27 protein-coding genes are annotated in these 21,594 nt (G+C 59.6%); 16 read left to right on the forward strand and 11 right to left on the reverse strand.

Translation table 11 applies throughout. The features are described from left to right. Nucleotides 1-28 precede the first annotated feature (28 nt). Nucleotides 29-1,198: a MalY/PatB family protein gene (locus AADW22_RS14385; RefSeq protein ID WP_407473951.1), complete on the forward strand. Its 1,170-nt coding sequence runs from the start codon at nucleotides 29-31 to the stop codon at nucleotides 1,196-1,198. 1 nt (nucleotide 1,199) lies between these two features. Here AADW22_RS14385 and AADW22_RS14390 read toward each other — a convergent pair whose 3' ends face one another. Continuing rightward, nucleotides 1,200-1,559 (reverse strand): hypothetical protein, encoded by a 360-nt coding sequence (locus AADW22_RS14390; RefSeq protein ID WP_005849957.1) that lies wholly within the window; start codon nucleotides 1,557-1,559, stop codon nucleotides 1,200-1,202. A 174-nt stretch (nucleotides 1,560-1,733) separates the two neighbouring features. Between AADW22_RS14390 and AADW22_RS14395 the strand changes: the two genes are divergently transcribed. Continuing rightward, nucleotides 1,734-2,708 (forward strand): glutathione S-transferase family protein, encoded by a 975-nt coding sequence (locus AADW22_RS14395; protein WP_407473952.1) that lies wholly within the window; start codon nucleotides 1,734-1,736, stop codon nucleotides 2,706-2,708. Between the two features lie 11 nt (nucleotides 2,709-2,719). Here the strand turns inward: AADW22_RS14395 and smc are convergent, their stop codons facing one another. Then, nucleotides 2,720-6,175, reverse strand: a complete 3,456-nt coding sequence (smc, locus tag AADW22_RS14400; RefSeq protein ID WP_407473953.1) for a chromosome segregation protein SMC — start codon at nucleotides 6,173-6,175, stop codon at nucleotides 2,720-2,722. Nucleotides 6,176-6,348: 173 nt separating this feature from the next. Next, the gene (locus AADW22_RS14405; protein ID WP_407473954.1) at nucleotides 6,349-6,657 is read right to left on the reverse strand and encodes a hypothetical protein; all 309 of its coding nucleotides are present in this window, start codon (nucleotides 6,655-6,657) and stop codon (nucleotides 6,349-6,351) included. Between the two features lie 125 nt (nucleotides 6,658-6,782). Here AADW22_RS14405 and AADW22_RS14410 point away from each other — a divergent pair, with 125 nt between their 5' ends. Next, nucleotides 6,783-7,550: an FCD domain-containing protein gene (locus tag AADW22_RS14410; RefSeq protein WP_064215896.1), complete on the forward strand. Its 768-nt coding sequence runs from the start codon at nucleotides 6,783-6,785 to the stop codon at nucleotides 7,548-7,550. Between the two features lie 58 nt (nucleotides 7,551-7,608). Here the strand turns inward: AADW22_RS14410 and AADW22_RS14415 are convergent, their stop codons facing one another. The 5 genes from AADW22_RS14415 to AADW22_RS14435 form a co-directional block, all read right to left on the reverse strand. After that, nucleotides 7,609-8,169, reverse strand: a complete 561-nt coding sequence (locus AADW22_RS14415) for a F0F1 ATP synthase subunit B (RefSeq protein ID WP_037941252.1) — start codon at nucleotides 8,167-8,169, stop codon at nucleotides 7,609-7,611. A 3-nt stretch (nucleotides 8,170-8,172) separates the two neighbouring features. Further along, entirely contained in the window at nucleotides 8,173-8,724 is a 552-nt protein-coding gene (locus tag AADW22_RS14420; protein ID WP_005849969.1) for a F0F1 ATP synthase subunit B', read from the reverse strand. Between the two features lie 86 nt (nucleotides 8,725-8,810). Continuing rightward, nucleotides 8,811-9,047: a F0F1 ATP synthase subunit C gene (locus AADW22_RS14425; RefSeq protein WP_005849971.1), complete on the reverse strand. Its 237-nt coding sequence runs from the start codon at nucleotides 9,045-9,047 to the stop codon at nucleotides 8,811-8,813. A 61-nt stretch (nucleotides 9,048-9,108) separates the two neighbouring features. Continuing rightward, the gene (locus AADW22_RS14430) at nucleotides 9,109-9,867 is read right to left on the reverse strand and encodes a F0F1 ATP synthase subunit A (protein ID WP_237277710.1); all 759 of its coding nucleotides are present in this window, start codon (nucleotides 9,865-9,867) and stop codon (nucleotides 9,109-9,111) included. Between the two features lies 1 nt (nucleotide 9,868). Further along, complete coding sequence (locus AADW22_RS14435) at nucleotides 9,869-10,198, reverse strand: AtpZ/AtpI family protein (protein ID WP_005849975.1); 330 nt, start codon at nucleotides 10,196-10,198, stop codon at nucleotides 9,869-9,871. A gap of 251 nt (nucleotides 10,199-10,449) precedes the next feature. Between AADW22_RS14435 and AADW22_RS14440 the strand changes: the two genes are divergently transcribed. Beyond that, nucleotides 10,450-10,830, forward strand: coding sequence for a helix-turn-helix transcriptional regulator (locus AADW22_RS14440; protein ID WP_260003861.1), 381 nt, complete (start codon nucleotides 10,450-10,452; stop codon nucleotides 10,828-10,830). A 206-nt stretch (nucleotides 10,831-11,036) separates the two neighbouring features. Here the strand turns inward: AADW22_RS14440 and AADW22_RS14445 are convergent, their stop codons facing one another. Together AADW22_RS14445 and AADW22_RS14450 are read right to left on the reverse strand one after the other, a co-directional pair. Beyond that, nucleotides 11,037-11,927, reverse strand: a complete 891-nt coding sequence (locus tag AADW22_RS14445) for a DMT family transporter (RefSeq protein WP_407473955.1) — start codon at nucleotides 11,925-11,927, stop codon at nucleotides 11,037-11,039. Next, nucleotides 11,927-12,802: a LysR family transcriptional regulator gene (locus AADW22_RS14450; protein ID WP_005849981.1), complete on the reverse strand. Its 876-nt coding sequence runs from the start codon at nucleotides 12,800-12,802 to the stop codon at nucleotides 11,927-11,929. The genes AADW22_RS14445 and AADW22_RS14450 overlap by 1 nt, the downstream gene beginning before the upstream one ends. A 123-nt stretch (nucleotides 12,803-12,925) precedes the next feature. On the opposite strand from AADW22_RS14450, the gene AADW22_RS14455 reads away from it, so the two are divergent. The 12 genes from AADW22_RS14455 (at nucleotide 12,926) to AADW22_RS14510 (ending at nucleotide 21,035) form a co-directional block, all read left to right on the forward strand. After that, nucleotides 12,926-13,507 carry an FMN-dependent NADH-azoreductase gene (locus AADW22_RS14455; RefSeq protein ID WP_005849982.1) on the forward strand — a complete coding sequence of 194 codons (582 nt, stop codon included), beginning with the start codon at nucleotides 12,926-12,928 and terminating at the stop codon, nucleotides 13,505-13,507. Nucleotides 13,508-13,709: 202 nt separating this feature from the next. Next, nucleotides 13,710-15,218, forward strand: coding sequence for a signal recognition particle protein (ffh, locus tag AADW22_RS14460; protein WP_132998180.1), 1,509 nt, complete (start codon nucleotides 13,710-13,712; stop codon nucleotides 15,216-15,218). Nucleotides 15,219-15,306: 88 nt separating this feature from the next. Next, nucleotides 15,307-15,603, forward strand: a complete 297-nt coding sequence (locus tag AADW22_RS14465; RefSeq protein WP_005849985.1) for a chorismate mutase — start codon at nucleotides 15,307-15,309, stop codon at nucleotides 15,601-15,603. Between the two features lie 46 nt (nucleotides 15,604-15,649). Beyond that, entirely contained in the window at nucleotides 15,650-16,036 is a 387-nt protein-coding gene (rpsP, locus tag AADW22_RS14470; protein WP_005849986.1) for a 30S ribosomal protein S16, read from the forward strand. Nucleotides 16,037-16,217: 181 nt separating this feature from the next. Next, the gene (locus tag AADW22_RS14475) at nucleotides 16,218-16,367 is read left to right on the forward strand and encodes a hypothetical protein (protein WP_005849987.1); all 150 of its coding nucleotides are present in this window, start codon (nucleotides 16,218-16,220) and stop codon (nucleotides 16,365-16,367) included. Further along, complete coding sequence (rimM, locus tag AADW22_RS14480; RefSeq protein WP_407473956.1) at nucleotides 16,364-16,885, forward strand: ribosome maturation factor RimM; 522 nt, start codon at nucleotides 16,364-16,366, stop codon at nucleotides 16,883-16,885. Before AADW22_RS14475 ends, rimM begins: the two co-directional genes overlap by 4 nt. 39 nt (nucleotides 16,886-16,924) lie before the next feature. Continuing rightward, entirely contained in the window at nucleotides 16,925-17,716 is a 792-nt protein-coding gene (trmD, locus tag AADW22_RS14485) for a tRNA (guanosine(37)-N1)-methyltransferase TrmD (RefSeq protein ID WP_278375842.1), read from the forward strand. A gap of 19 nt (nucleotides 17,717-17,735) precedes the next feature. Further along, nucleotides 17,736-18,695, forward strand: a complete 960-nt coding sequence (locus tag AADW22_RS14490; protein ID WP_407473957.1) for a phosphoribosylaminoimidazolesuccinocarboxamide synthase — start codon at nucleotides 17,736-17,738, stop codon at nucleotides 18,693-18,695. A gap of 235 nt (nucleotides 18,696-18,930) precedes the next feature. Further along, nucleotides 18,931-19,314, forward strand: coding sequence for a 50S ribosomal protein L19 (gene rplS / locus AADW22_RS14495; protein WP_005849991.1), 384 nt, complete (start codon nucleotides 18,931-18,933; stop codon nucleotides 19,312-19,314). Nucleotides 19,315-19,325: 11 nt separating this feature from the next. Beyond that, nucleotides 19,326-19,547, forward strand: coding sequence for a 50S ribosomal protein L31 (rpmE, locus tag AADW22_RS14500; RefSeq protein ID WP_005849993.1), 222 nt, complete (start codon nucleotides 19,326-19,328; stop codon nucleotides 19,545-19,547). 205 nt (nucleotides 19,548-19,752) lie between these two features. Continuing rightward, on the forward strand, nucleotides 19,753-20,070 hold the full coding sequence (locus AADW22_RS14505; RefSeq protein ID WP_407473958.1) for a hypothetical protein: 318 nt from the start codon (nucleotides 19,753-19,755) through the stop codon (nucleotides 20,068-20,070). Between the two features lie 155 nt (nucleotides 20,071-20,225). Further along, complete coding sequence (locus AADW22_RS14510) at nucleotides 20,226-21,035, forward strand: division plane positioning ATPase MipZ (RefSeq protein WP_005849997.1); 810 nt, start codon at nucleotides 20,226-20,228, stop codon at nucleotides 21,033-21,035. 69 nt (nucleotides 21,036-21,104) lie between these two features. On the opposite strand, the gene AADW22_RS14515 is transcribed toward AADW22_RS14510, so the two are convergent. Beyond that, nucleotides 21,105-21,551, reverse strand: a complete 447-nt coding sequence (locus AADW22_RS14515) for a MarR family winged helix-turn-helix transcriptional regulator (RefSeq protein ID WP_037966814.1) — start codon at nucleotides 21,549-21,551, stop codon at nucleotides 21,105-21,107. Nucleotides 21,552-21,594: the final 43 nt, after the last annotated feature.

Below are 21,594 nucleotides of genomic sequence, written 5' to 3' on the forward strand. Positions count from 1 at the left end.
TGTCGGCCAAATCTGACAGGAGAACCCCATGAGCTTTGACGAAATCATCGACCGGCGTGGCACCCATTGCGCGAAATGGGACAAGATGGAGCCGATCTACGGCGTCCCCGCGGATACGGGCATTGCCATGTGGGTTGCGGATATGGATTTCCGCCCGCCTCAGGTGGTTCAAACCGCGCTACAAGATATGTTGGACCATGGCGTCTATGGCTATTTCGGCGATGACAGCAAATATCTGGGCGCCATCCAATGGTGGATGGAGCATCGACACGGCTGGAAAGTCGCGCCCGAGTGGATTTTCACCACGCACGGCTTGGTTAACGGAACCGCGATGTGTGTCGACGCCTTCACCAAGCCCGGGGACGGAGTTGTCCTGTTCACACCGGTTTACCACGCCTTTGCGCGTGTGATCTCCGCCGCAGGGCGGCAGGTGGTCGAATGCAAAATGGCGATAGAAGGCGGCCAGTATACGCTCGATTTCGATGCCTATGACGCGCAAATGACTGGCAACGAGACGATGCTGGTGTTCTGTTCCCCCCATAACCCGGGCGGGCGTGTTTGGTCGAGGTCAGAGTTGGAGCAGGTCGCAGCCTTTGCCAAACGCCATGACCTTGTCCTCGTCTCGGACGAGATTCACCATGATCTGGTGATGCCCGGTCATACACACACACCTATGGCCCTGATCGATGGCGTGGCTGATCGGTTGGTCATGATGACCGCGACAACCAAAACCTTTAACATTGCCGGTTCCCACTCCGGCAACGTGATCATCCCCGATCCGAAGCTCCGCGAAACCTTTGCGGCACGCATTGCAGCGATGGGGCTTTCGCCAAACTCCTTCGGTCTGTTTATGGCGACCGCAGCCTATTCGCCGGAAGGGGCCGCATGGGTTGATGATCTGGTCAGCTATCTGGACGGCAACCGGCAGATCTTTGACGCTGCGATAAAGGACATTCCCGGGCTGCAATCCATGTCGCTTCAATCAACCTACCTTGCTTGGGTCGATTTCAGCGGGACCGGAATGGACAGGTCAGAGTTCACCCAACGGGTCGAAAACTCCGCTGGGATTGCTGCAAACCACGGGCCAACTTTTGGCAAGGGCGGGGAAAGCTTCCTGCGGTTCAACATCGCCACCCCGCGCGCCCGGGTAGAAGAAGCTTGCAACCGTCTGCGCGAGGCGTTCAAAGACCTGCAATAAATCAATGCGGTGCGTCGACGGTGATCAAGCCCGCCGGCGCATCTGCAGCCCGTTCGAAATCCAGCGCCGCAGACTTCGCGACACGGGTTGCGCGTTTGAAATCAAACAGCATTTCGCCGCCCTCTTGCTCTACCGCGACGATCAAACATTGAAACAGATGAGCCGCGCCATCGAATAAATCGACCCGACCGCGCAACTGCGGTGCCGTCTGCGCATCAAGCGAGAAGCCAGTGTCCCAATAACGCAGGACCTTATGTTCCACCCCGTCCGCGTGTACCCGCAAACGCGACGATTTTCGCAGGCTATCCACCCGTGCGGCATCCAGCCCGGCCTGAATGTCTTTCGGCAATATGGCTTCCACAGCTTCCTCCCTCCAAAGGCTTCCAACATGAAGCGTGACGTGCTGGGATTCAAAATCAAGTGCGCCCCAAGAATTTATTCGACGTGCATCAACGCAGCCCCCCTGTGCGTCGCGTGCTATGGCCTTTCGCCCGTCTGAACTTACCTTGAACACAAACAAGTAAAGGAGTGGTGTATGGGACTGCTGATCGACGGAGAATGGCGCGATAAATGGTACGATACGGAGTCTACCGGAGGTAAGTTTGAACGCTCCACCTCCAAATTTCGCAACTGGGTCACAGCGGACGGCAGCGCGGGCCCGTCAGGAAAATCAGGCTTTCAAGCTCAATCAGGGCGGTATCACCTCTACGTCAGCTATGCCTGCCCTTGGGCACATCGCGCACTGATTTTCCGCGCGCTGAAAGACCTTACCGACCATATCAGCGTGTCGGTCGTACACCCCGACATGATGGAAGACGGCTGGACTTTCGCAACAGATTTCGAAGGCGCGACCGGAGACACCCTCTTTGGCAGTGACTTTTTGCGTGACATTTATATCAAAGCCGATCCAAATTTCACTGGCCGCGTCACGGTGCCTGTGCTTTGGGACAAGGCGCAAAACACGATCGTATCGAACGAATCGGCCGAGATCATTCGCATGTTCAACAGTGCGTTTAATGAAATCACCGGCAATACTGATGATTATTGGCCGACTGACCTGCGCGAACAAATCGCCGACATCAACGAACGCGTTTACGAGACCGTTAACAATGGTGTCTACAAGGCCGGGTTCGCGACGTCTCAAGATGCCTATGACGACGCGGTCCATCTGCTTTTTGACAGTCTGGCGTGGCTCGAGAGCATCCTCGAAAACAACCGTTTTCTCGCGGGCGACAAGTTGACCGAGGCCGACTGGCGGCTGTTCACGACCCTCGCGCGCTTTGACCTCGTGTATCACACCCATTTCAAGTGCAACCATAAGCGCCTTATCGATTACCCGAACCTTTGGGCCTATACCCGGCAACTTTATCAACACGCTGATATCGCCGAGACCGTGCATTTTGATCACATTGTTCGGCACTACCATTTCAGTCAGACCACGGTGAACCCGCATCAGATCATCCCGATTAACCCGACGGTCGATTTCACCGCCCCACATGGGCGCGATTAGGGACACGGGCGTTAGGCCACCAGCGTTTCTGCCTTCTTCAAATCGACAGAGACCAGCTGGCTGACGCCCTGTTCCGCCATGGTGACGCCGAACAGCCGATCCATTCGCGCCATTGTGACTGCATGGTGCGTGATGATCAAAAAGCGCGTGTCAGTCTGTCGGCACATCTCGTCCAACAGGTCACAAAAGCGCGTCACATTCGCATCATCCAAAGGCGCGTCAACCTCGTCCAACACACAAATTGGCGCAGGGTTCGCAAGGAACACTGCAAAAATCAGCGCCATCGCGGTCAAGGTCTGTTCGCCCCCCGACAATAGGCTAAGCGTGCTAAGCTTTTTGCCCGGCGGCTGGCACATAATCTCCAACCCCGCCTCCAGAGGATCGTCCGATTCGACCATCACAAGGTTGGCCTCACCACCGTTAAAAAGATGTTTAAACAGCATAGAGAAATTGCTGTTCACCTCTTCGAATGCGGTCAGCAAGCGTTCACGGCCTTCTTTATTCAGGCTCGCGATACCGCTGCGCAATGTCCGGATCGCCTCGGTCAAATCCGCCTTTTCGCCAACCAGAGTGTCGTGTTCCGCCTGAACCTCTTTCGCGTCTTCCTCGGCACGCAAGTTCACAGCACCCAAGGCTTCGCGCTGTCCCTTCAAACGGCTCAGCTGGTTTTCAAGAACCTCGACATCTGACATCTCATCAGCGTTGATCTCAAGCGTCTCTGCCAGCGCTTCGGGGGTCGTGTCACGTTCTTCATCAATGCGCTCTGCGGCAAGGGTTACCGTTTCCTTCGCCGCATCTGCGCGCGCCTCTGCCCGCGCCCGCGCCTCGCGCGCCTCCGAGGCCAAGCGCTCTGCGTCACGCTCAGCCAATGTCGTATCGCGCAAATCGGCTTCCCCGGTAGACAACTCTGCGCTGGCCGCCTGCTTGCGGGTCTCTGCCGCAGAAATTGCGCCCGTCAACTCTTCACGTTTCGCCGCGATCTCTCCGGGGGCAGAGCTCGCTTCGGTCAACTCTCTTTCCGATGCTTCTTTGCGTTCAAGAAGCTCGGCGCTGCGTTTTCCCGCCGTGTCCAGGCGGTTCCGCCAGCCGCCCAATTCCTTGGCGACGTCTTGGGCACGTCTCTCGCGCGCGGTGCCCTCGCGACGCAGTTCGTCCAGCGCAGAACGCCTCGTCATCATCGCAATGCGCGCACCTTCAACGGTCTGTCGCAACATCTCCACATCGGCGCGGGCACTTGATACGTCGTCAAGCGCGGCAAGCGCATTCTCTGCCTCCGTCACCAAACGTCGACCCTCGATCGCCTCTTCCTCGTGGCGGGCGACGGCCAACCCCAAACTGTCCAACCGGCTCTCCGCCAGGTTCCGATCCGCCTCAGCCCGGCTTAGGGCCCGTCCTGCATCGGCAACAGCACGGTCCGCATCGCGCCGCAGCGCCCGCGCATTTTTGTCTGCCTCTGCCTGAGCAAGCAGAAGCTTTTGCAATGTTTCATGTGCATCACGCGCGGCCTCCGCCCGTTGATTCGTTTGCTCTAGCCCCTGCTTGAGTACCTCTAAACGGTTAATTTGTTGCAAACGAAGCGCAGCGGCCGAGGGCGCATCCTCCGCCCACGCCCGGAAACCATCCCACCGCCACAAATCGCCCTCTGGCGAGACGAGACGCTGGCCCGGCAGCAGCAGCGGTTGAAGCCGCGTGCCGTCGTCCGCGTCGACCAGACCAATCTGGCTCATCCGGCGATTCAGAACGTCAGGCACCGAGACATGCGCCGTCAGCGGGGTGATCCCCTCGGGTAGAGGCTGGACCGTTGAATATGCAGGTAAATATGCCCACCCCGAGGGCCCGTCCGCATCGACATCCGGGGCGCGCAGATCATCAGCCAGGGCAGCACCAAGCGCTTTTTCAAACCCGTGCTCGACCTGCAGGCGGTCCAGAATTTGACCACCCTCGGCGGTGTCACGCTCTACCAGCTTCGCCAGCGCGCCTGCTTCGGCGCGAATGGCGTTCAGTTCGCCCTCGGCCTCTGACCGCTCGGCACGGGCATCTGCTTCGCGACTTTGGGTGGCAGCGCGGTCGTCCTCCGCCTTTTGCAAGGCTTCCTCGGCAGCGACAGAGGCCGCATGCGCCTGCGTCTCTGCAGCTTGAGCGGCGCTGAAATCGGCGTTTGCTTTCTCGAGTGCGGCGGCACTCTGCGCGACGGCGGCACGCGCTTTATCCGCTTCCGCTTCCGATCGTTGAAGCGTTTTGCGGTGATCGTTCAGCAAGCGTTCGGCAGAGCTGTGACGCGCGACCAAACGGGCGACATCCTCGGTCAGCTTCGACAGATCCGCTTCCTGTTTCTCTAGCACGCCGGCGGCCTCTTTCGCGCGCTCTGCCGCCTCCGCGACCGCAGCTTCATGCCCCTCGCCCGCATCCGACAGGTCACGTTCTTCCCGCTCCAACCGCGTGATCGTTTCTTCGGCGTCGCGGTTTAACTCACCTTCGCGCTCCAGATCACGGGTCAACTGCGCGATGCGTTTGGTCAAGGCGTCAATCGCGGCCCGGGCGCGGTTTTCCTGATCGCTCAAGGTATCGCGCTGTACACCAAGCCGCTGTACGATAGCGGCCGCGATCGCTTCTTCCTCACGCAGGGGCGGCAAAGCCTCTTCCGCTTTTTGCCGTGCCACAGTGGCCTGACGTACGGCTTTTTCCGCCTCGGCGGCGGTGGCCATCTGGCTGCGCAGCGCTTCGGCCGTCGTTTGACGCGCATCCTCGGCCACGCGCCAGCGCCGATACAGCAGCACCCCTTCGGTCCGGCGCAGGGCATCCCCAATATCGCGATAACGCGCAGCCTGACGGGCCTGGCGCGCCAATTGCGAAAGCTGACCGGCAAGCTGTTCAACCACATCGTCAACGCGCGCGAGGTTTGCTTCGGTACCATTCAGCTTCAGTTCAGCCTCGTGACGGCGGGCATAAAGCCCCGAAATACCGGCGGCTTCTTCAAGGATACGGCGCCGGTTCTTCGGCTTGGCGTTGATCAATTCCGAAATCTGGCCTTGGCGTACCAACGCTGGCGAATGGGCTCCCGTTGATGCGTCGGCAAACAGCATTTGCACATCGCGCGCGCGCACATCCTTTCCAGCCGCTTTATAGGCGCTACCGACATCACGGGTGATCCGCCGGATGATTTCGATGCTATCACCGTCGTTAAACCCAGCCGGCGCGAGACGTTCGGAGTTGTCGATATGCAACGCAACTTCGGCGAAGTTCTTGGCCGGACGAGAGGACGCGCCGGCGAAAATCACATCTTCCATACCGCCACCGCGCATAGCAGTCGGACGGTTTTCGCCCATCACCCAACGGAGCGCTTCAAGCAGGTTGGACTTGCCGCAACCATTCGGGCCAACAACGCCGGTTAGACCATCCGAGATGATCAGATCAGTGGGGTCTACAAAGCTTTTAAAGCCTGTCAGCCTGAGTTTGGAAAACCGCAATGTTCGTGCCCGCCTGATTCTTATGGATAGCCAGAATTGCGGATCATCGGGTTTAGAGTCAACGCGACCCCGCTAGGTAGAGCGGGAAGTAGCCGCCTTATCCACAAGATATTGTTATTCTATGTCTGTTATCGCGTCTCCCTTTCGCTATGGTTGTTTGACGGTTCTACCCCTCATCCGCAGTCCAGCTTTCCGACGGCAAGCGCTTGATCCCCCGCGACATGCGTGACCTCGCACCCGCTGACCTGCGCCATCGCCCGCGCCGCACGGTCGCGGATTGGGCCGAAGCGTGGGGCGTATTCCATATTGGTGCGTATCGCTTCCGCCTGATTGGCGTTAACGCGCACGTCAAAGTCGGATCCGTCGACCGTTATAGCAGTGGCAGGCAAGCCGCTGAAATGCGCGCTTGGCATGTTGCAGCCCGTGACAATCACCATCACCAAGGCGCACAGCAAGACGGTAAGGAATCGTGTATCTATCATCATGAGCCCATCTAACGCGCGGCACCCTAAGCAAGTGTTAATGCGGACCAACATTGTGCAGAAAACAATCGCGTTGCCGCCCCGCCCCTCCGGTCATATAATTTGACCAATCCAAGGAAACGCCGATGCCCTTTCAGCCTATTGCCTCCGAAAAACTGTCAGCCGCTGTCGTTAGGCAGGTAGAGCAGTTAATCCTGCGTGGCATTCTGCGGCCCGGCGAACGGCTACCCGCAGAGCGTGAGCTGGCAGAGCGTCTGGCCGTTTCGCGCCCCTCGCTTCGGGATGCTATTGCCCAGCTTCAGGCCAGCGGATTGCTGACCGCAAAGCCCGGCGCGGGGGTCTATGTCGCCGATGTGCTCGGCAGCGCGTTCTCCCCTGCCCTGACAGAGCTTTTTGCACGTCACGACGAAGCCGTGTTCGACTATCTTTCGTTCCGCCGCGACATGGAAGGGCTGGCAGCCGAACGGGCCGCGCGGCTTGGTTCTGACACCGACCTTGGGGTCATTCAGGCGGTGTTCGACAAGATGGAAGCCGCACATCAGAAGCGTAACGCAGATGACGAAGCGCAACTGGACGCGCAGTTTCATATGGCGATCACAGAGGCGAGCCATAACGTCGTCATGCTGCATATGATGCGGTCGATGTATGACTTGCTGCGTGGCGGCGTATTCTACAATCGCGAAGTCATGTTCAAACAGCGCACAACGCGCACCGCCCTGCTGGATCAGCACCGCGCCATCAACAACGCATTACAGGCACGTGATCCCGCCGCAGCACAAGCCGCAGTAGAGGCGCATCTGACGTACGTCGAGAACGCGCTGCGCGATCATCAAAAGGCCGAGCGTAATGAAGATGTCGCGCGACAACGTCTTCAACACGAGACAAACACCTAGCCCAACGTAAAAAGGCCCCGGTCAATACCGAGGCCTTTTAAAGTCAGTTCGTTAAAACTTAGTGAAGCTTTGTGTCGACTTCTGCAATTGCACTGTCGATCAATGCATTGCCTTCTGCGGCTGTCATCTTCTTGGCGATAACATCCTTGGCAGCGGCGATGGCCACAACGACAGCTTGATCGCGGACTTCTTTAACGGCAGCAGCCTGAGCGGAGTCGATCTGCTCTTCCGCGGCGGCCATACGGCGCGCGATGGATTTCTCCAGGTCGGCACGTGCCTGATCCGCGGCTTCGTTCGCTTCGGCCTTGGCCGATGTAACGATACGGTCCGCTTGCTCTTTCACTTCCTGCTGCTTGCGTTCGTAGCTGGCAAGAAGCGTCTGCGCTTCTTCACGCAGCGCACGGGCTTCGTCCAGTTCGGACTTGATGCCTTCGGCGCGGCTGTCGAGCATGCTGCCCATCATCTTTGGCACTTTGAAATAGATCAAAACACCGACGAAAAGCAGGAAAGCCAGCAGGACGATAAAGTCCGTGTTGCGCAGCGAAAAAAACACGTCACCAGCTGCAAAAGCAGGGGAGGCGACCAGACCGGCGATGAGGGCTGAGAAGGTCAAACGCATGGCTTATCCTTTCATCCGGGCATCGACGGCCGCGGAAATTGTTTTCGCATCAGCAGAACCACCGACGGCGGCGACGATTGCCTCGGCTGTGTCTTTGGCAACAGCTTCAACGTTCTCCATCGCGGAGGCGCGGATTTCGCTGATCGCTTTTTCGGACTCTGCAGATTTGGCGGCAATCTCGGCGTCTGCCTTGGCAATCGCCTTGTCCAGATCGGCCTGAATATCGGCTTTCGCGGCGGCGATGATCTGCTGTGCTTCTGCACGGGCGTCGATCAAGGCTTTGTCGTAAGCGGCCTCTGCCTCCGTCGCTTTGACCTTCAGGTCTTCGGCGGCGGCGATGTCATTGGTGATGGTGCCCTGGCGCTCCGCCAGAACAGCGCCGATGCGTGGCAGGGCAACGCGCGACAGAATAAAGTAAATTGCGACCAGAGCGACGATAAGCCAGAAAATCTGGTTGCCGAACCAATCAATGCAAAGCTGTGGCATACCAATGGCGCTGCCAAATTCGTTGACACATGTGCCAGCGATTTCCCTAGTAATCGGTTCCGTCGCCATAGCGGGCTCCTGTCAAAGCGTGGAAGTCTTTCGGGCAGCGCGCCATAGCGCACTGCCCGAAGCGTAAGGACGTAGGTGTCTTAAGCTTAGACAGCGAACATCAGCAGCAGAGCGACGAGGAACGAGAAGATCCCCAGGGCTTCTGCAAAGGCGATGCCGATGAACAGAGTTGCTGTTTGACCAGCAGCAGCAGATGGGTTGCGCAGTGCGCCAGCCAGGTAGTTGCCTGCAACGTTGCCCACACCGATGGCAGCGCCACCCATGCCGAATGCTGTCAGACCTGCGCCAATGAATTGGCCCATTTGTGCGAGTTCGCCTTCCATGTCATTTCTCCTTACAATGGAATTTTGGTGATTGGTCAGGCGGGAATATCCCGCCTTGGTGTTAGTGGTGCGGGTGCAATGCGTCTTTCAGATAAACGCATGTGAGGATCGCGAAAACATATGCCTGGATGAAGGAAACCAACACCTCGAGACCATACATCGCCGTGATCGCAAGAACCGAGAAGGGGGCGATGGCAGCAAGTGCCGCGAAGCCCGCGAAAACCTTGATCACGGCGTGACCCGCCATCATGTTACCCGCAAGACGGATAGAGTGGCTGACCGGACGTACAAAGTACGAGATCAGCTCGATCAGGGCCAGAACCGGACGCAGAGCCAAGGGCGCGCTGCTGACCCAGAACAGGCTCAGGAACGATGCGCCGTTCTTGACGAAACCCAGAATGGTCACACCGAAGAACACGGCAAAGGCCATCACGGCGGTGACCGAAATATGCGATGTCGGGGTAAACGCCATCGGCAGCAGGCCCAGGAAGTTCGAGAAGACGATAAACATGAACAGGGTCATGATGTAGGGGAAGTACTTCACCCCTTCTTTACCGCAGATATCCTCGACCATCTTGTAGATGAAGCCATAGGCCAGCTCAGCGACCGACTGCATGCGCGACGGGATAACCGACCGTTTGGAGGTGCCCAGAACCAGCAGCGCAAAGATCGCCAGAACGGCAACGGCCATCCAGACTGTTGCGTTGGTGATCGTGTACCAGGATACAGCGCCGTCGCCAAAGAATGGCTTGACGATGAACTGATCCATCGGGTGAAAAGCCAAACCGCCTGTTTCTTCGCCGTGTGCTTCTGCCGCCATGTCAGGGCCCTTTTTCTTCATCGGCCACATCGGCCATCTTCTTTTCCTGGATTTCCTGCGCGGAGCGGAGCATCGTCTTCACCCCTGCCGCAAGGCCCAGCATTACAAACAGCACCATGAAAATCGGGAGCGTTCCTAAGAACCAATCCAACGAGTATCCGATGCCAAAACCGATCCCCAGACCGGCGCAAAGTTCGATCACCATCCGCCAGGCCAGCGATGCCTGGGAATAATGTTCATCCGCCCGGGGTTTTGGAGCCTGCGCCCGTTTGGCTGCTTCGATCTTTGCCTCAAGCTGCTTTAGCCGCTGCTGTTGGTCCGGATCGGTCACGCCAAAATCCCTCTTGGATGTGTTGCGCAGTAGCTACTTTCACACCGCTTCAGAGTCAACTCTGTTCGCCGACCACCCAAGGGACTGTAATCAAAAGATTTTACGCTGAGCCGCAGTTCATATTCAGGTGCAAACTCCCCGCACCCCTTGCAAATTCGCGCGGCAATCATATTCAACCTTTTGGTTAAGCGTGGTTTCCGCTACCTCATAAGAACCGCCCCTACCCGCGCATCAAGGACATCCAGACAGCCGTGCCCCAACCGCCCGCCACACAGCTCGACGCGATTTTTGCCGCGCTCGCCGATCCGACGCGGCGCGCCATTCTGGCGATGCTTCTTGAGGATGATATGGCCGTCACAGACGTAGCCGACCCCTTCGGCATTTCGCTCGCTGCGATATCGAAACATCTGTCGGTGCTGGAACGTGCAGGTCTGATCGTGCAGGAAAAGCGCGGGCGGCTCAAATGGTGCAAGCTCGAGCCGGCAGCCCTAAAGGCCCCGTCCGTGTGGATGCAGGGCTTCGGTCAATATGACCCGATCAATCTTGATGATTTTGAAAGGTTTCTGGCCGCCGAGATACGCGAAACGTCAGGGGATGCGGCGCAGAATGATCCGGAGACGTCGGAAGACTAGGTAAATATTGGCCCTCCTGCGACGAGGTTTTACACAGAAGGGCCAAACTTGATGTTATTAAATGACGCCGAACGCAAAGCGCAGGATCGCCAGAACAACAACAATCAAACCGATCAGATAAATAATGCTACGCATTAGAATAGTCCCTTTATAAACTTTATGTGATCTTAACGCTGGATATGTCGGATCGGTTCCCGCCCTTTTGATCAAACCGCTTTGGTATCGTCCCGCAACAGCAGATACAGCGCTACAATCGTCAGCCCGACGCCCCCGAAAACAAGCGGGCCGGGTGCGCCATTGCCCAATGCGACTTCCCACAGAATAACCCAGCTGGGCGTCAGATAGGTATAGGCCATCACCTTGGCCGACGGCAGCCGCAGGGACGCAAATTGCAGCAATACAAAAGTCGCAGCAGACGCAGCGATCGCGACGTAGAGGATGGTGATCCAGACAATCGCGGGCAGCGCGGTCCAGTCCGTCCCCAGCACATCGCGCCAGCCATAGATGAACAGCAACGCACCACCGGCGATCAGCGTGCCCAAGGTGAACACCACCGCTGGCTCTCCGCGGTTCAGCTTGCGCACCATCGGCGTATAAAGCGCATGGCTTACGCAGCCGAGGAAATACACCGCTTCACCATACCCGAGCTCGAACCGGCGCAGCGCGGCCAGATCCGCGCGAAAAATCACCCAAAGGGCGCCGACCGCACCGATGGCCAGCGCCAGCGCCATCCGCCCTGTCGTCACCTGCCGCAACAAGAGCCACCCAAACCCCGCAGCAATCACGGGCGTCAACGTAAACACCGCCGCCGCACTGACGGGGCGCGCGGTCTTCAACCCCTCGAACATCAGCACGAAATAGACAGCGAAAAGCCCCCCAAGCACCAGATAGCGCCAAGGCGCGCGCGTGGCCCCTTTCGGCACACCCGTCGTCGCAGCGACCGCCACGGCAATCACCATGCCCGCGATCACGAACCGCGCCGCATTCAACGCCGTGGGCGAGATCAGATTGGCCGACAGCGACCCAAGCGAAAATGACCCCGCCACCAGCGCCGAAAATGCCAGCATCGCCAGATGCCCCTGCAGATCAGATCGCATCACAGCCCCGTCTTGACGGCTTTTTTCAGGTACGACAGCAAGGCCTGCACCTTTGGTGTGCGGTGCAGATCAACATGGGTGACCAGCCACAGCATCGAATCCCATTCCGGCAGATGCGGGTGCACCTCGACCAGATCGGGGTTGGCGCGCCCCTCGATCAGATCGACAAACCCGATCCCCGCCGCCTCCAGCACCGCAACGCGGAGCGCGTCTGCATGGAGACCGCGGAAGGAGATCGCATGGGCAGGCACCACCTCGCGCATCCATTTGAAGAAGGGCGCACGCATCTGCGCGTCGTCATGGCCGACAAACCGATGGTTGCCATACTCCTCGACCCCCGACGGCATCCCGAAGGCGGCGATATAGTCCTTATGCGCGAACAGCCCCATCTGGAACTGATAGAAAGGCTGCACCACATTGTCCGGCTGCTCGGGCACCTGCCCCGCGCGGATCGCGATATGCGCCTCGCCATACTCCAGCCGGAACAATCGCTCCCCGGTCAGAAAGCGCAGGGTCACATCGGGGTTTTCCCTCTGGAACGCGACCAACAAAGGGGTCATCCAGCTTGAAAGCTCCATCAGGGAGGTCACGACCAGCTCGCCCGACACCGCTTCGCCGCGCCCCTTGATGCGACTGGCAAGCTGGCTGAACTGGTCATCCGTGGCAGAGGCCACACGCAGCAGATCCTCGCCCGCCTCCGTCGTCTTGTAGCCGCGCGCGTGCCGTTGGAATAGCTTCACCGACAGCCGTCGTTCCAGCGCATCCACATGGCGGATCACGGTCGCATGATGGACCCCCAGAACCTCGGCCGCGCCACTGACGGTGCCCATGCGCGCCACCTGATAGGCCGTCTTGATTTCTTCCCAATTGTCCATTCTCGGCCCCTCGTCTGCCCGACTGTGCATTATTGAACACATCACCCGCAGTTTCGCCAGTTGCGTTCGCACGAGCAAGGGTCATGTAAAAGGAAGAAAGTTAACACAAAAGGATATCCTCCCATGTCTATCTTGCGTATCGATTCCTCTGCCAACACCACCAGTTCTGTGACCCGCGGCCTCACCGACCGGATCATCGCGCAACTGGGCGACAATGATGTTACCGTCCGCGATCTGGCCCTCGAACCCCTGCCCCAGATCACCGAAACATGGGCCATCGCCCGTGCCACCCCCGAGACAGACCGCACGCCCGAGCAAAGCGAAGCGCTGGTTGAATCCGACAAGCTCGTCGCAGAGCTTCTGGCCGCCGACACAATCGTCATCGGCGCGCCCATCTATAACTTCAGCGTGCCCGCGTCGCTGAAGGCGTGGATCGATCTGGTCGCCCGTGTCGGCGTTACCTTCCGCTATACCGAAAACGGCCCCGAAGGTCTGGTCAAAGGCAAGCGCGTGATCGTGGCGATGGCCTCCGGTGGCGTGCCCGCCGGCTCCGAGGCGGATTTCAACACCGGCTATCTCAAGGCCGTTCTGGGCTTCATGGGCATGACCGACGTGACCATCGTGGCCGCCGACGCGCTGGCAACAGATGCCGAAGGCACCATCGCCCGCGCGAACGAAGCTGTGGATGCGCTCAAGGCAGCATAATCCGCGGGCGGCGCCGCGGGTTGACTCAGACCCGCCGCTCGCCTAAACGATCCGCAATCTCCGGAAGCACCATGTCTTCCGGTCTCTGGCGCGGCCAGAGATCGCCCCCCACCAGCGTGTTACGCCCGTGGGGGCATTTGCGTATTCAACGCGGGCATCCTATCTGAGGGGCACCGCAACCGATCGAAGGGGGCCATGGCCCATGTTTGAGAATCTTTCCGAACGCCTCTCCGGCGTCTTTGACCGTCTCACCAAACAGGGTGCCCTCTCGGAAGAGGATGTGAAAACCGCCCTGCGCGAAGTCCGCGTCGCCCTGCTCGAGGCCGACGTTTCCCTGCCCGTCGCGCGTGATTTCGTCAAAGCGGTGCAGGACAAGGCCACCGGTCAGGCCGTCACCAAATCGATCACCCCCGGCCAGCAGGTCGTCAAGATCGTCCACGACGCGCTGATCGACACGCTGAAAGGCGAAGGCGAACCCGGCGCGCTGAAAATCGACAGCCCCCCCGCCCCGATCCTGATGGTCGGTCTGCAAGGTTCCGGTAAAACCACGACCACGGCCAAGCTCGCCAAACGTCTGAAAGACCGCGACGGCAAGCGCGTGCTGATGGCCTCGCTCGACGTGAACCGCCCTGCGGCGATGGAACAGCTGGCGATCCTCGGCGTGCAGATCGGCGTCGATACCCTGCCCATCGTCAAAGGCGAAAACCCCGTCCAGATTGCCAAACGCGCAAAGACGCAGGCATCGATGGGCGGCTACGACGTCTATATGCTCGACACCGCGGGCCGCCTCTCCATCGACGAAGAGCTGATGCGCCAGGTCGAAGCGGTGCGCGATGTCGCCAACCCCCGTGAAACCCTGCTGGTCGTCGATGGTCTCACCGGCCAGGACGCCGTGCAAACCGCCGAAAACTTCAACGACCGCATTGGCATCTCCGGCGTCGTGCTGACCCGCATGGACGGCGACGGCCGCGGCGGTGCTGCGCTGTCGATGCGCGCCGTCACCGGCAAACCCATCAAATTCGTCGGCTTGGGCGAAAAGATGGACGCGCTGGAAACCTTCGAACCCGAACGCATCGCGGGCCGTATCCTTGGCATGGGCGATATCGTCGCCCTGGTCGAGAAAGCGCAAGAAACCATCGAGGCTGAACAAGCCGAAAAGATGATGAAGCGCATGGCCAAAGGTCAGTTCAACATGAACGACCTGAAAATGCAGCTTGAACAGATGCTCAAGATGGGCGGCATGCAAGGCATGATGGGCATGATGCCCGGCATGGGCAAAATGGCGAAACAGGTCGAAGACGCGGGCTTTGACGACAAGATCCTCAAACGCCAGATCGCCCTGATCCAATCCATGACCAAGAAAGAGCGTGCCAACCCCGCCCTCCTGCAAGCCAGCCGCAAAAAGCGCATCGCCAAAGGCGCAGGTCTGGAAGTGTCCGAACTCAACAAGCTCATGAAGATGCACCGCCAGATGGGCGACATGATGAAAAAGATGGGCAAAATGGGCAAGGGCGGCATGCTCAAACAAGCGATGAAGGGCATGATGGGCAAAGGCGGCATGCCCGGCGGCATGGACCCGTCCCAGATGGACCCCAAAGCACTGGAAGCCGCGGCCAAACAGATGGGCGGCAAACTGCCTGGTGGTCTGGGCGGAATAGGCGGCGGTGCCGGCCTGCCCGGCGGCCTCTCCGGTTTCGGGAAAAAGAAATGATCCGCGCTTCATTTTGCCAGATAAACTCCCGCCGGAGGCACCTGCCCGTGCATCGCGCCCTCCCCTTCGCCGTGAAAGGAGCTGCCGCATGACCGATCCTGTCACCCGCGCCGCCGAGGTTCTGAAAGAACACCGCGCCTCCATCGACCGTCTGGACGCGATCCTGGTCTATACTCTGGGCGAGCGGTTCAAACACACGCAGGCTGTGGGGAAACTCAAAGCCGAACACGACCTTCCCCCCTCTGATCCGGACCGCGAAGCGAACCAGATCAAGCGGCTCGAAGATTTGGCGAAAGAGGCTGACCTCGATCCCGAATTCGCCAAGAAGTTTCTGAACTTCATCATCGCTGAAGTCATTCAGCACCACAAACAACACCAATCATAGGTCCGGGCGCGTCCCTGACCCCAGTCTCAACTAAAGGAAACTACCTATGTCCATGAAAATTCGTCTCGCCCGTGGCGGTTCCAAAAAGCGCCCCTTCTACCGCATCGTTGCAGCGGACAGCCGCATGCCACGTGACGGCCGCTTCATTGAAAAGCTGGGCACCTACAACCCGCTCCTGGCGAAAGACAGCGAAGAGCGCGTGAAAATGGACGTCGAGCGCGTTCAATACTGGATCAGCCAGGGCGCGCAGCCAACCGACCGTGTTGCACGCATGCTGGAAGCCGCTGGCGTGAAAGAGAAAACCGAGCGGAACAACCCCAAGAAGGGTACCCCCGGCAAGAAAGCGCAAGAGCGCGTTGAAGAGAAAGCAGCAAAGGCCGCCGCTGCTGCCGAAGCCGCTGCTGCACCTGCAGAAGACGCCGCCGAAGAATAGTCGGCACATCCCCCGGCGCGGTTCCTGCCGCGCCGGGGATTTCAGGTATATCCGACAGCCCGCATCTTTGCGCGTGCAGCCTGTCCGATGTACGTGGTACACGAAATGACACGTCCCGCCGCAGTGGCCCGCTCTCATCGGTCCCCTGCGCCCCGCCCCTGGACCAGATTGGAAGCTGACAATGTTTCGTCTTTTGCGCCTTCTTCTCATCCTCGGTATCGGTGTCGCCATCGGCATCTGGTTCGAACGCACCCTGATGAAATCGGAATGCCGCGCGGGCGAGGGTCAGTGGACCGGTACAATTTGCTTAAACTCGGAGCTTTTGCAGTGAGCGATAAAATTTCGGTGGGCGCGATCTCTGGCGCATATGGTGTCCGCGGGGAACTGCGGATCAAAAGCTACTGCGCGGTGCCCGAAGATATCGAAAGCTACAGCCCGCTCTCGAGCGAGGATGGCACGCGCAGCTTCAACCTCGCGCTGGTGCGTCCGGTCAAAAACGGCTTTGTCGCGCGCATCACCGATGTGACCTCTAAAGAGGAGGCCGACGCCCTGCGCGGCACCGTGCTGTTTGCGCAGCGCGACCAGCTGCCGTCGCTGCCCGACGATGAATTCTACCACACCGACCTGATTGGGCTAGAGGTCTATGACACCGGCGGCACGCTGATCGGCATGGTCAAGACCGTCCAGAACCACGGCGCTGACGATCTGCTGGAAACGCAGCTTGCGGGCAGCGCGCAGACCGTGTTCCTGCCCTTTACCAAGGCGGCGGTGCCCACGGTCGATCTGGCCACGGGCCGCATCATCGCCGACCCGCCCGAGGGCATCCTGCCCGATGCAAAAGACGTCTAAGCCCGTACGAAAGGCCCGCATGACACAGGCCGCGATCACATGAGCACCCCTTCACGCTCCCACGGGCGGCAATCTGTCCGTCCGACGTTCAAGCCGCGCGAGCTGATGCAGGACACACCCGATTACGCCGGCGTCTGGCGGGCCGAGATCGTGACCCTCTTCCCCGAACTGTTCCCCGGTGTGCTGGGGGCCAGCCTGACGGGCCGCGCCCTGCAAGAAGGCACATGGCAGCTGCGCACCCATGATCTGCGCGGCTACGGCGTAGGCAAGCATCGCAATGTTGACGACACCCCCGCGGGCGGCGGCGCAGGTATGGTCATGCGCGCCGATGTCGTCGGCCCCGCGATCGAGGATGCGATGGCCGGTGCCGCCGGACGCTGGCCCATCCTCTATATGTCTCCGCGCGGGCGGCGGTTTGATCAGGCGATGGCGCAGGATCTGGCCACCTGCTCCGGCGTGACCATCCTTTGTGGCCGTTTCGAAGGCGTCGACGAGCGGGTGATCGACCATTACGGCATCACCGAAGTCTCCCTTGGCGATTTTGTCATGACCGGCGGAGAGTTGGCCGCGCAAGCCATGATCGACGCCACCGTGCGGCTCTTGCCCGGTGTCTTGGGCAACGCCGATAGCGTGGTCGAGGAAAGCCATTCCTCTGGCCTGCTGGAACACCCGCAATACACCCGCCCCGCCGAGTGGAAAGACCGCCCCATTCCGCCGGTTCTCATGTCCGGCAACCACGGCGAGATCGCCAAATGGCGGCAGGCCCAGTCAGAAACCCTGACAGAACAACGACGCCCCGACATGTGGGCGAAATATACGTCCAAGAAGTGACCCCCACGGAAGGCAGACCATGACAGACCTGACCCGCACCCTTGATCACGCCCGCATTGATGAGCTGCCGAACCCCTATTTCGGCAAGGTGCGTGACTGCTACGACCTGCCCGACGACCGGCGCATCCTGATTTCCTCTGACCGTATTTCGGCTTTTGACCGTATCCTCACCTCCATTCCGTTCAAGGGTCAGGTGTTGACCCAGACCGCGCGGTTCTGGTTCGACAACACCTCCGACATCTGCCCCAACCATGTGCTCGACTACCCCGACCCCAATGTGGTGATCGGCAAGCATCTGACCATCCTGCCCGTAGAGATCGTCGTGCGCGGCTATCTCGCCGGCTCCACAGGGACATCGGTGCTGACGCTATACAAGAAAGGTGAACGGGAGATGTACGGCCACCGCTTCCCCGATGGCCTGCGCGACAATCAGGCGCTGCCCGCGCCGATCATCACCCCCACCTCCAAGGAATTCGACGGCGGACACGATGCCCCGCTGACCGCCCAAGAGATCGTTGCCCAAGGGCTGCTGACCCAGGCGCAATGGGACCAGATCAGCGACATCGCCCTAAAACTCTTTGCCCGCGGTCAGGAAATGGCGGCGAAAAACGGGCTGATCCTCGTGGACACAAAATATGAATTCGGCACCGATGCGCAGGGCAATATCCTGCTGGCCGATGAAATCCACACCCCCGACAGCTCGCGGTTCTGGCTCGCCGAAGGCTATGACGCCGCGCTGGAACACGGCACACGCCCGCCGTCCTTCGACAAGGATGTGATCCGGTCCTGGGTCGATGCCCGCTGCGACCCCTATCACGATGACATCCCCGAAATCCCCGCCGACCTGATCGCCGCCACCTCGCAAGTCTATATCGACGCGTTCGAGGCGATTACCGGCCAACGTTTCGTCCCCGATCTGGAGGGCGACACCGTGCTGGACCGCGTGCGGCACAATCTGCGCCCCTATTTCACCGGCTGAAAACATGCGCGCGTACGGGTGATACGCTCTTGATCTGAAGGGGCATCCCGCCTATACGACGCGCAAGTCTGGAATCGCGCACGTGCGGCTCCAGTCTTTTCTGCATCCGCAGATGACAAGCAAAGATGACCCTACCTTCGATGGGACGCCACGGCGGGCCCGCCAGACAGACCGAAGCTATTGGATCGCGCAAAACTTCGTGGACTAACCGCGAGCATTCATAGGAGACGATCAGATGAACCTGATTGCACAGATCGAGGCGGAACAAATCGCCGAACTGGGGAAAGAAATCCCAGACTTCCGCGCCGGTGACACCATCCGCGTGGGCTTTAAAGTGACCGAAGGTACACGTACCCGCGTTCAGAACTACGAAGGCGTCTGCATTGCACGCAACAACGGCCACGGCATTGCCGGTTCGTTCACCGTGCGCAAGATTTCCTTTGGTGAAGGCGTAGAGCGCGTATTCCCGCTGCACTCCACCAACATCGAAAGCATCACCGTTGTCCGTCGTGGCCGTGTGCGTCGTGCGAAACTGTACTACCTGCGCTCGCGTCGTGGTAAGTCGGCACGTATCGTTGAAAACGTACACTACAAGCCAAAATCTGGCGCGAACGCGTAAGGAGAGCTGTCATGAAAGCCGATACACACCCCGATTACCACACCATCAACGTCAAAATGACAGATGGCACCGTTGTGGAAATGAAATCGACCTACGGCAAAGAAGGCGACCAACTGGCGCTGGATATTGACCCCTCTGTGCACCCTGCATGGAACGGCGGCACATCCCGCTTGATGGATACCGGCGGCCGCGTGTCCAAGTTCAAAAACAAATACGCAGGTCTGGGCTTCTAAACCCTTTCCATTGCGGAATTCAGAAATGGCGTGCCCTCGCGGGCGCGCCATTTTTCGTTTCGCGACTGTGGCTTAGCCCGAGGTGCGACATCGCGTCCTTGCCCAAGGGTCAGGTCACATTTTACGGAACAAAGCGGCGGCTGTTTAGGTTTTAGAAAGCAACTACGGCCCATAGTCTTCTCAGCCCTCCACGAAAGGTTCGCTGATGCCCGCTTTCCCGCTCTCTACCCCACCCCGACCGCCTCGCGGTGCCAACAGCGGCAAGGCTCCGCGCGCGCAGGCTGCTCCCGCCCCCCTCCCGGCCGAGGATTTGACCGCCGCCCGTGATCTGGTCGCCCGTGGCAGCTATGCGCAGGCGCTGGTGCTTGCTGGCGCGCTGGAACGTCTGCACGGGCCTCATGATGCGCTGACCCAGATCGCCGCCGATTGCCGCGCCCATCTGGATGTGACCCAGGATACCGCCGTCGCGATCGACACCGGCGGCATGGGCGCGCACACCCCGCCGCTGCGCCGATCGGGCTAGCAGGCACTGCCCCTGCGCGGCGCGTTCCAGCGGGTGAATTTCGCAACAATAACCACAATCTAGAGCCACAAACGCTTTCAAAAGCGCCATCGCTGCCATATGGTTTTTCCCAATGTGACCCCGATAAAAACGGGGAGTGAAAGGGACAAAAGGCAATGGCGCATATCATCGTCGTCGGGAATGAAAAAGGCGGGGCGGGGAAATCCACCGTTTCGATGCATGTGGCGACAGCCCTTGCGCGGATGGGGCATAAGACCAGCGTGCTGGATCTGGACCTGCGCCAACGCACCTTCGGGCGCTATGTCGACAACCGTAAATCCTTCCTCGCCAGTGCCGAGCTTGACCTCCCCTCGCCCGAGATGCACGAATTGCCAGAGATCGAGGCAAGCAGCCTGCAGCCCGGCGAAAACATCTACGACCATCGCCTCAGCGCCGCCGTGGCAGAGCTTGAACCGACCTCCGATTTCATCCTGATCGACTGCCCGGGGTCCCACACCCGTCTTAGCCAGGTGGCGCATTCGCTGGCTGACACGCTAATCACGCCGCTGAACGACAGCTTTATCGATTTCGACCTGCTGGCGCGCACCGACGCTATGGGCGACAAGATCACCGGCCCCTCCGTCTATTCCGAAATGGTCTGGAACGCGCGGCAGTTGCGGGCTCAGGCGGGCCTTGCCCCGATCGACTGGATCGTCGTGCGCAACCGCATGGGCGCGCAGCGCATGGTGAACAAGGACAAGATGGAACGCGCCATCGCCAACCTGAGCAAACGCATCGGGTTCCGCATTGCCCCCGGTTTTAACGAACGCGTCATCTTCCGCGAGCTCTTCCCCCGTGGCCTGACCCTGCTCGACCTCAAGGATATCGGCGTCAAGCAGCTGAACATCTCGAATGTCGCGGCACGGCAAGAGCTGCGCGACCTGATGAAAGCGCTGGACCTACCCGGCGTCGACATCAACTTTTGAACCTGCGCGCGGGGGCATGTGCCCCCCGTCGCCCCCCCCTTCGCCCTCCGGCCCCCCGACAGCTCGCCGTCAACCCACGCTGCCCTGTCCCGCCGCCAGTTTGACCAGCAACCGCTTCAGCGTCTCCCGCTCCGCCGCCGTTAAATCCGCCGTCAGACGCGCGTCATAGGCCTTTGCCACCTCGTAAAGGTGCTCATAGGCCGCGCGACCCTGTGTCGTCAGGGACAGCATCTCGGTCCGTCGATCCTGATCCCCGCGCAGCCGCGTGACGAACCGCCGCTCTGTCAACTTTTGCACCGCACGGCTGATCTTGGTCTTATGCATATTCGCCCGCTGCCCGATATCGCTGGCCGTCATCTCGCCATAAAGCCCCAGATGAAACAGCACCCGCCACTCGGTCCGCAGCATCCCGTAGCGATCTTTATAGGTGCGCTGAAACGCCAGACTGCTCGCTTCCGCTGCCTGATTTAGAAGGTAGGGCAGGAAATGGGTCAGCTCGAAATTCTGGTCTGGCATCAGGGCAATCGCTTGTTAGTTACACAAAGGACTATTACCAACG

Origin of the sequence: Sulfitobacter sp. PM12, from assembly GCF_045586035.1 — a bacterium.
Taxonomy (GTDB): domain Bacteria; phylum Pseudomonadota; class Alphaproteobacteria; order Rhodobacterales; family Rhodobacteraceae; genus Sulfitobacter; species Sulfitobacter pontiacus.

What these genes read in the sequence shown, in the direction of transcription:
- AADW22_RS14465 (WP_005849985.1), top strand. Translation starts at nt 15,307, where the DNA reads ATGACCGATCCTGTCACCCGCGCCGCCGAGGTTCTGAAAGAACACCGC.
- AADW22_RS14450 (WP_005849981.1), bottom strand. Translation starts at nt 12,802, where the DNA reads ATGGACAATTGGGAAGAAATCAAGACGGCCTATCAGGTGGCGCGCATG.
- AADW22_RS14405 (WP_407473954.1), bottom strand. Translation starts at nt 6,657, where the DNA reads ATGATAGATACACGATTCCTTACCGTCTTGCTGTGCGCCTTGGTGATG.
- AADW22_RS14410 (WP_064215896.1), top strand. Translation starts at nt 6,783, where the DNA reads ATGCCCTTTCAGCCTATTGCCTCCGAAAAACTGTCAGCCGCTGTCGTT.
- AADW22_RS14455 (WP_005849982.1), top strand. Translation starts at nt 12,926, where the DNA reads ATGTCTATCTTGCGTATCGATTCCTCTGCCAACACCACCAGTTCTGTG.
- AADW22_RS14510 (WP_005849997.1), top strand. Translation starts at nt 20,226, where the DNA reads ATGGCGCATATCATCGTCGTCGGGAATGAAAAAGGCGGGGCGGGGAAA.
- rplS (WP_005849991.1), top strand. Translation starts at nt 18,931, where the DNA reads ATGAACCTGATTGCACAGATCGAGGCGGAACAAATCGCCGAACTGGGG.
- rpsP (WP_005849986.1), top strand. Translation starts at nt 15,650, where the DNA reads ATGTCCATGAAAATTCGTCTCGCCCGTGGCGGTTCCAAAAAGCGCCCC.
- AADW22_RS14515 (WP_037966814.1), bottom strand. Translation starts at nt 21,551, where the DNA reads ATGCCAGACCAGAATTTCGAGCTGACCCATTTCCTGCCCTACCTTCTA.
- AADW22_RS14475 (WP_005849987.1), top strand. Translation starts at nt 16,218, where the DNA reads ATGTTTCGTCTTTTGCGCCTTCTTCTCATCCTCGGTATCGGTGTCGCC.
- AADW22_RS14430 (WP_237277710.1), bottom strand. Translation starts at nt 9,867, where the DNA reads ATGGCGGCAGAAGCACACGGCGAAGAAACAGGCGGTTTGGCTTTTCAC.
- AADW22_RS14395 (WP_407473952.1), top strand. Translation starts at nt 1,734, where the DNA reads ATGGGACTGCTGATCGACGGAGAATGGCGCGATAAATGGTACGATACG.
- ffh (WP_132998180.1), top strand. Translation starts at nt 13,710, where the DNA reads ATGTTTGAGAATCTTTCCGAACGCCTCTCCGGCGTCTTTGACCGTCTC.
- AADW22_RS14505 (WP_407473958.1), top strand. Translation starts at nt 19,753, where the DNA reads ATGCCCGCTTTCCCGCTCTCTACCCCACCCCGACCGCCTCGCGGTGCC.
- AADW22_RS14415 (WP_037941252.1), bottom strand. Translation starts at nt 8,169, where the DNA reads ATGCGTTTGACCTTCTCAGCCCTCATCGCCGGTCTGGTCGCCTCCCCT.
- AADW22_RS14445 (WP_407473955.1), bottom strand. Translation starts at nt 11,927, where the DNA reads ATGCGATCTGATCTGCAGGGGCATCTGGCGATGCTGGCATTTTCGGCG.
- AADW22_RS14425 (WP_005849971.1), bottom strand. Translation starts at nt 9,047, where the DNA reads ATGGAAGGCGAACTCGCACAAATGGGCCAATTCATTGGCGCAGGTCTG.
- AADW22_RS14490 (WP_407473957.1), top strand. Translation starts at nt 17,736, where the DNA reads ATGACAGACCTGACCCGCACCCTTGATCACGCCCGCATTGATGAGCTG.
- AADW22_RS14420 (WP_005849969.1), bottom strand. Translation starts at nt 8,724, where the DNA reads ATGGCGACGGAACCGATTACTAGGGAAATCGCTGGCACATGTGTCAAC.
- trmD (WP_278375842.1), top strand. Translation starts at nt 16,925, where the DNA reads ATGAGCACCCCTTCACGCTCCCACGGGCGGCAATCTGTCCGTCCGACG.
- AADW22_RS14385 (WP_407473951.1), top strand. Translation starts at nt 29, where the DNA reads ATGAGCTTTGACGAAATCATCGACCGGCGTGGCACCCATTGCGCGAAA.
- rpmE (WP_005849993.1), top strand. Translation starts at nt 19,326, where the DNA reads ATGAAAGCCGATACACACCCCGATTACCACACCATCAACGTCAAAATG.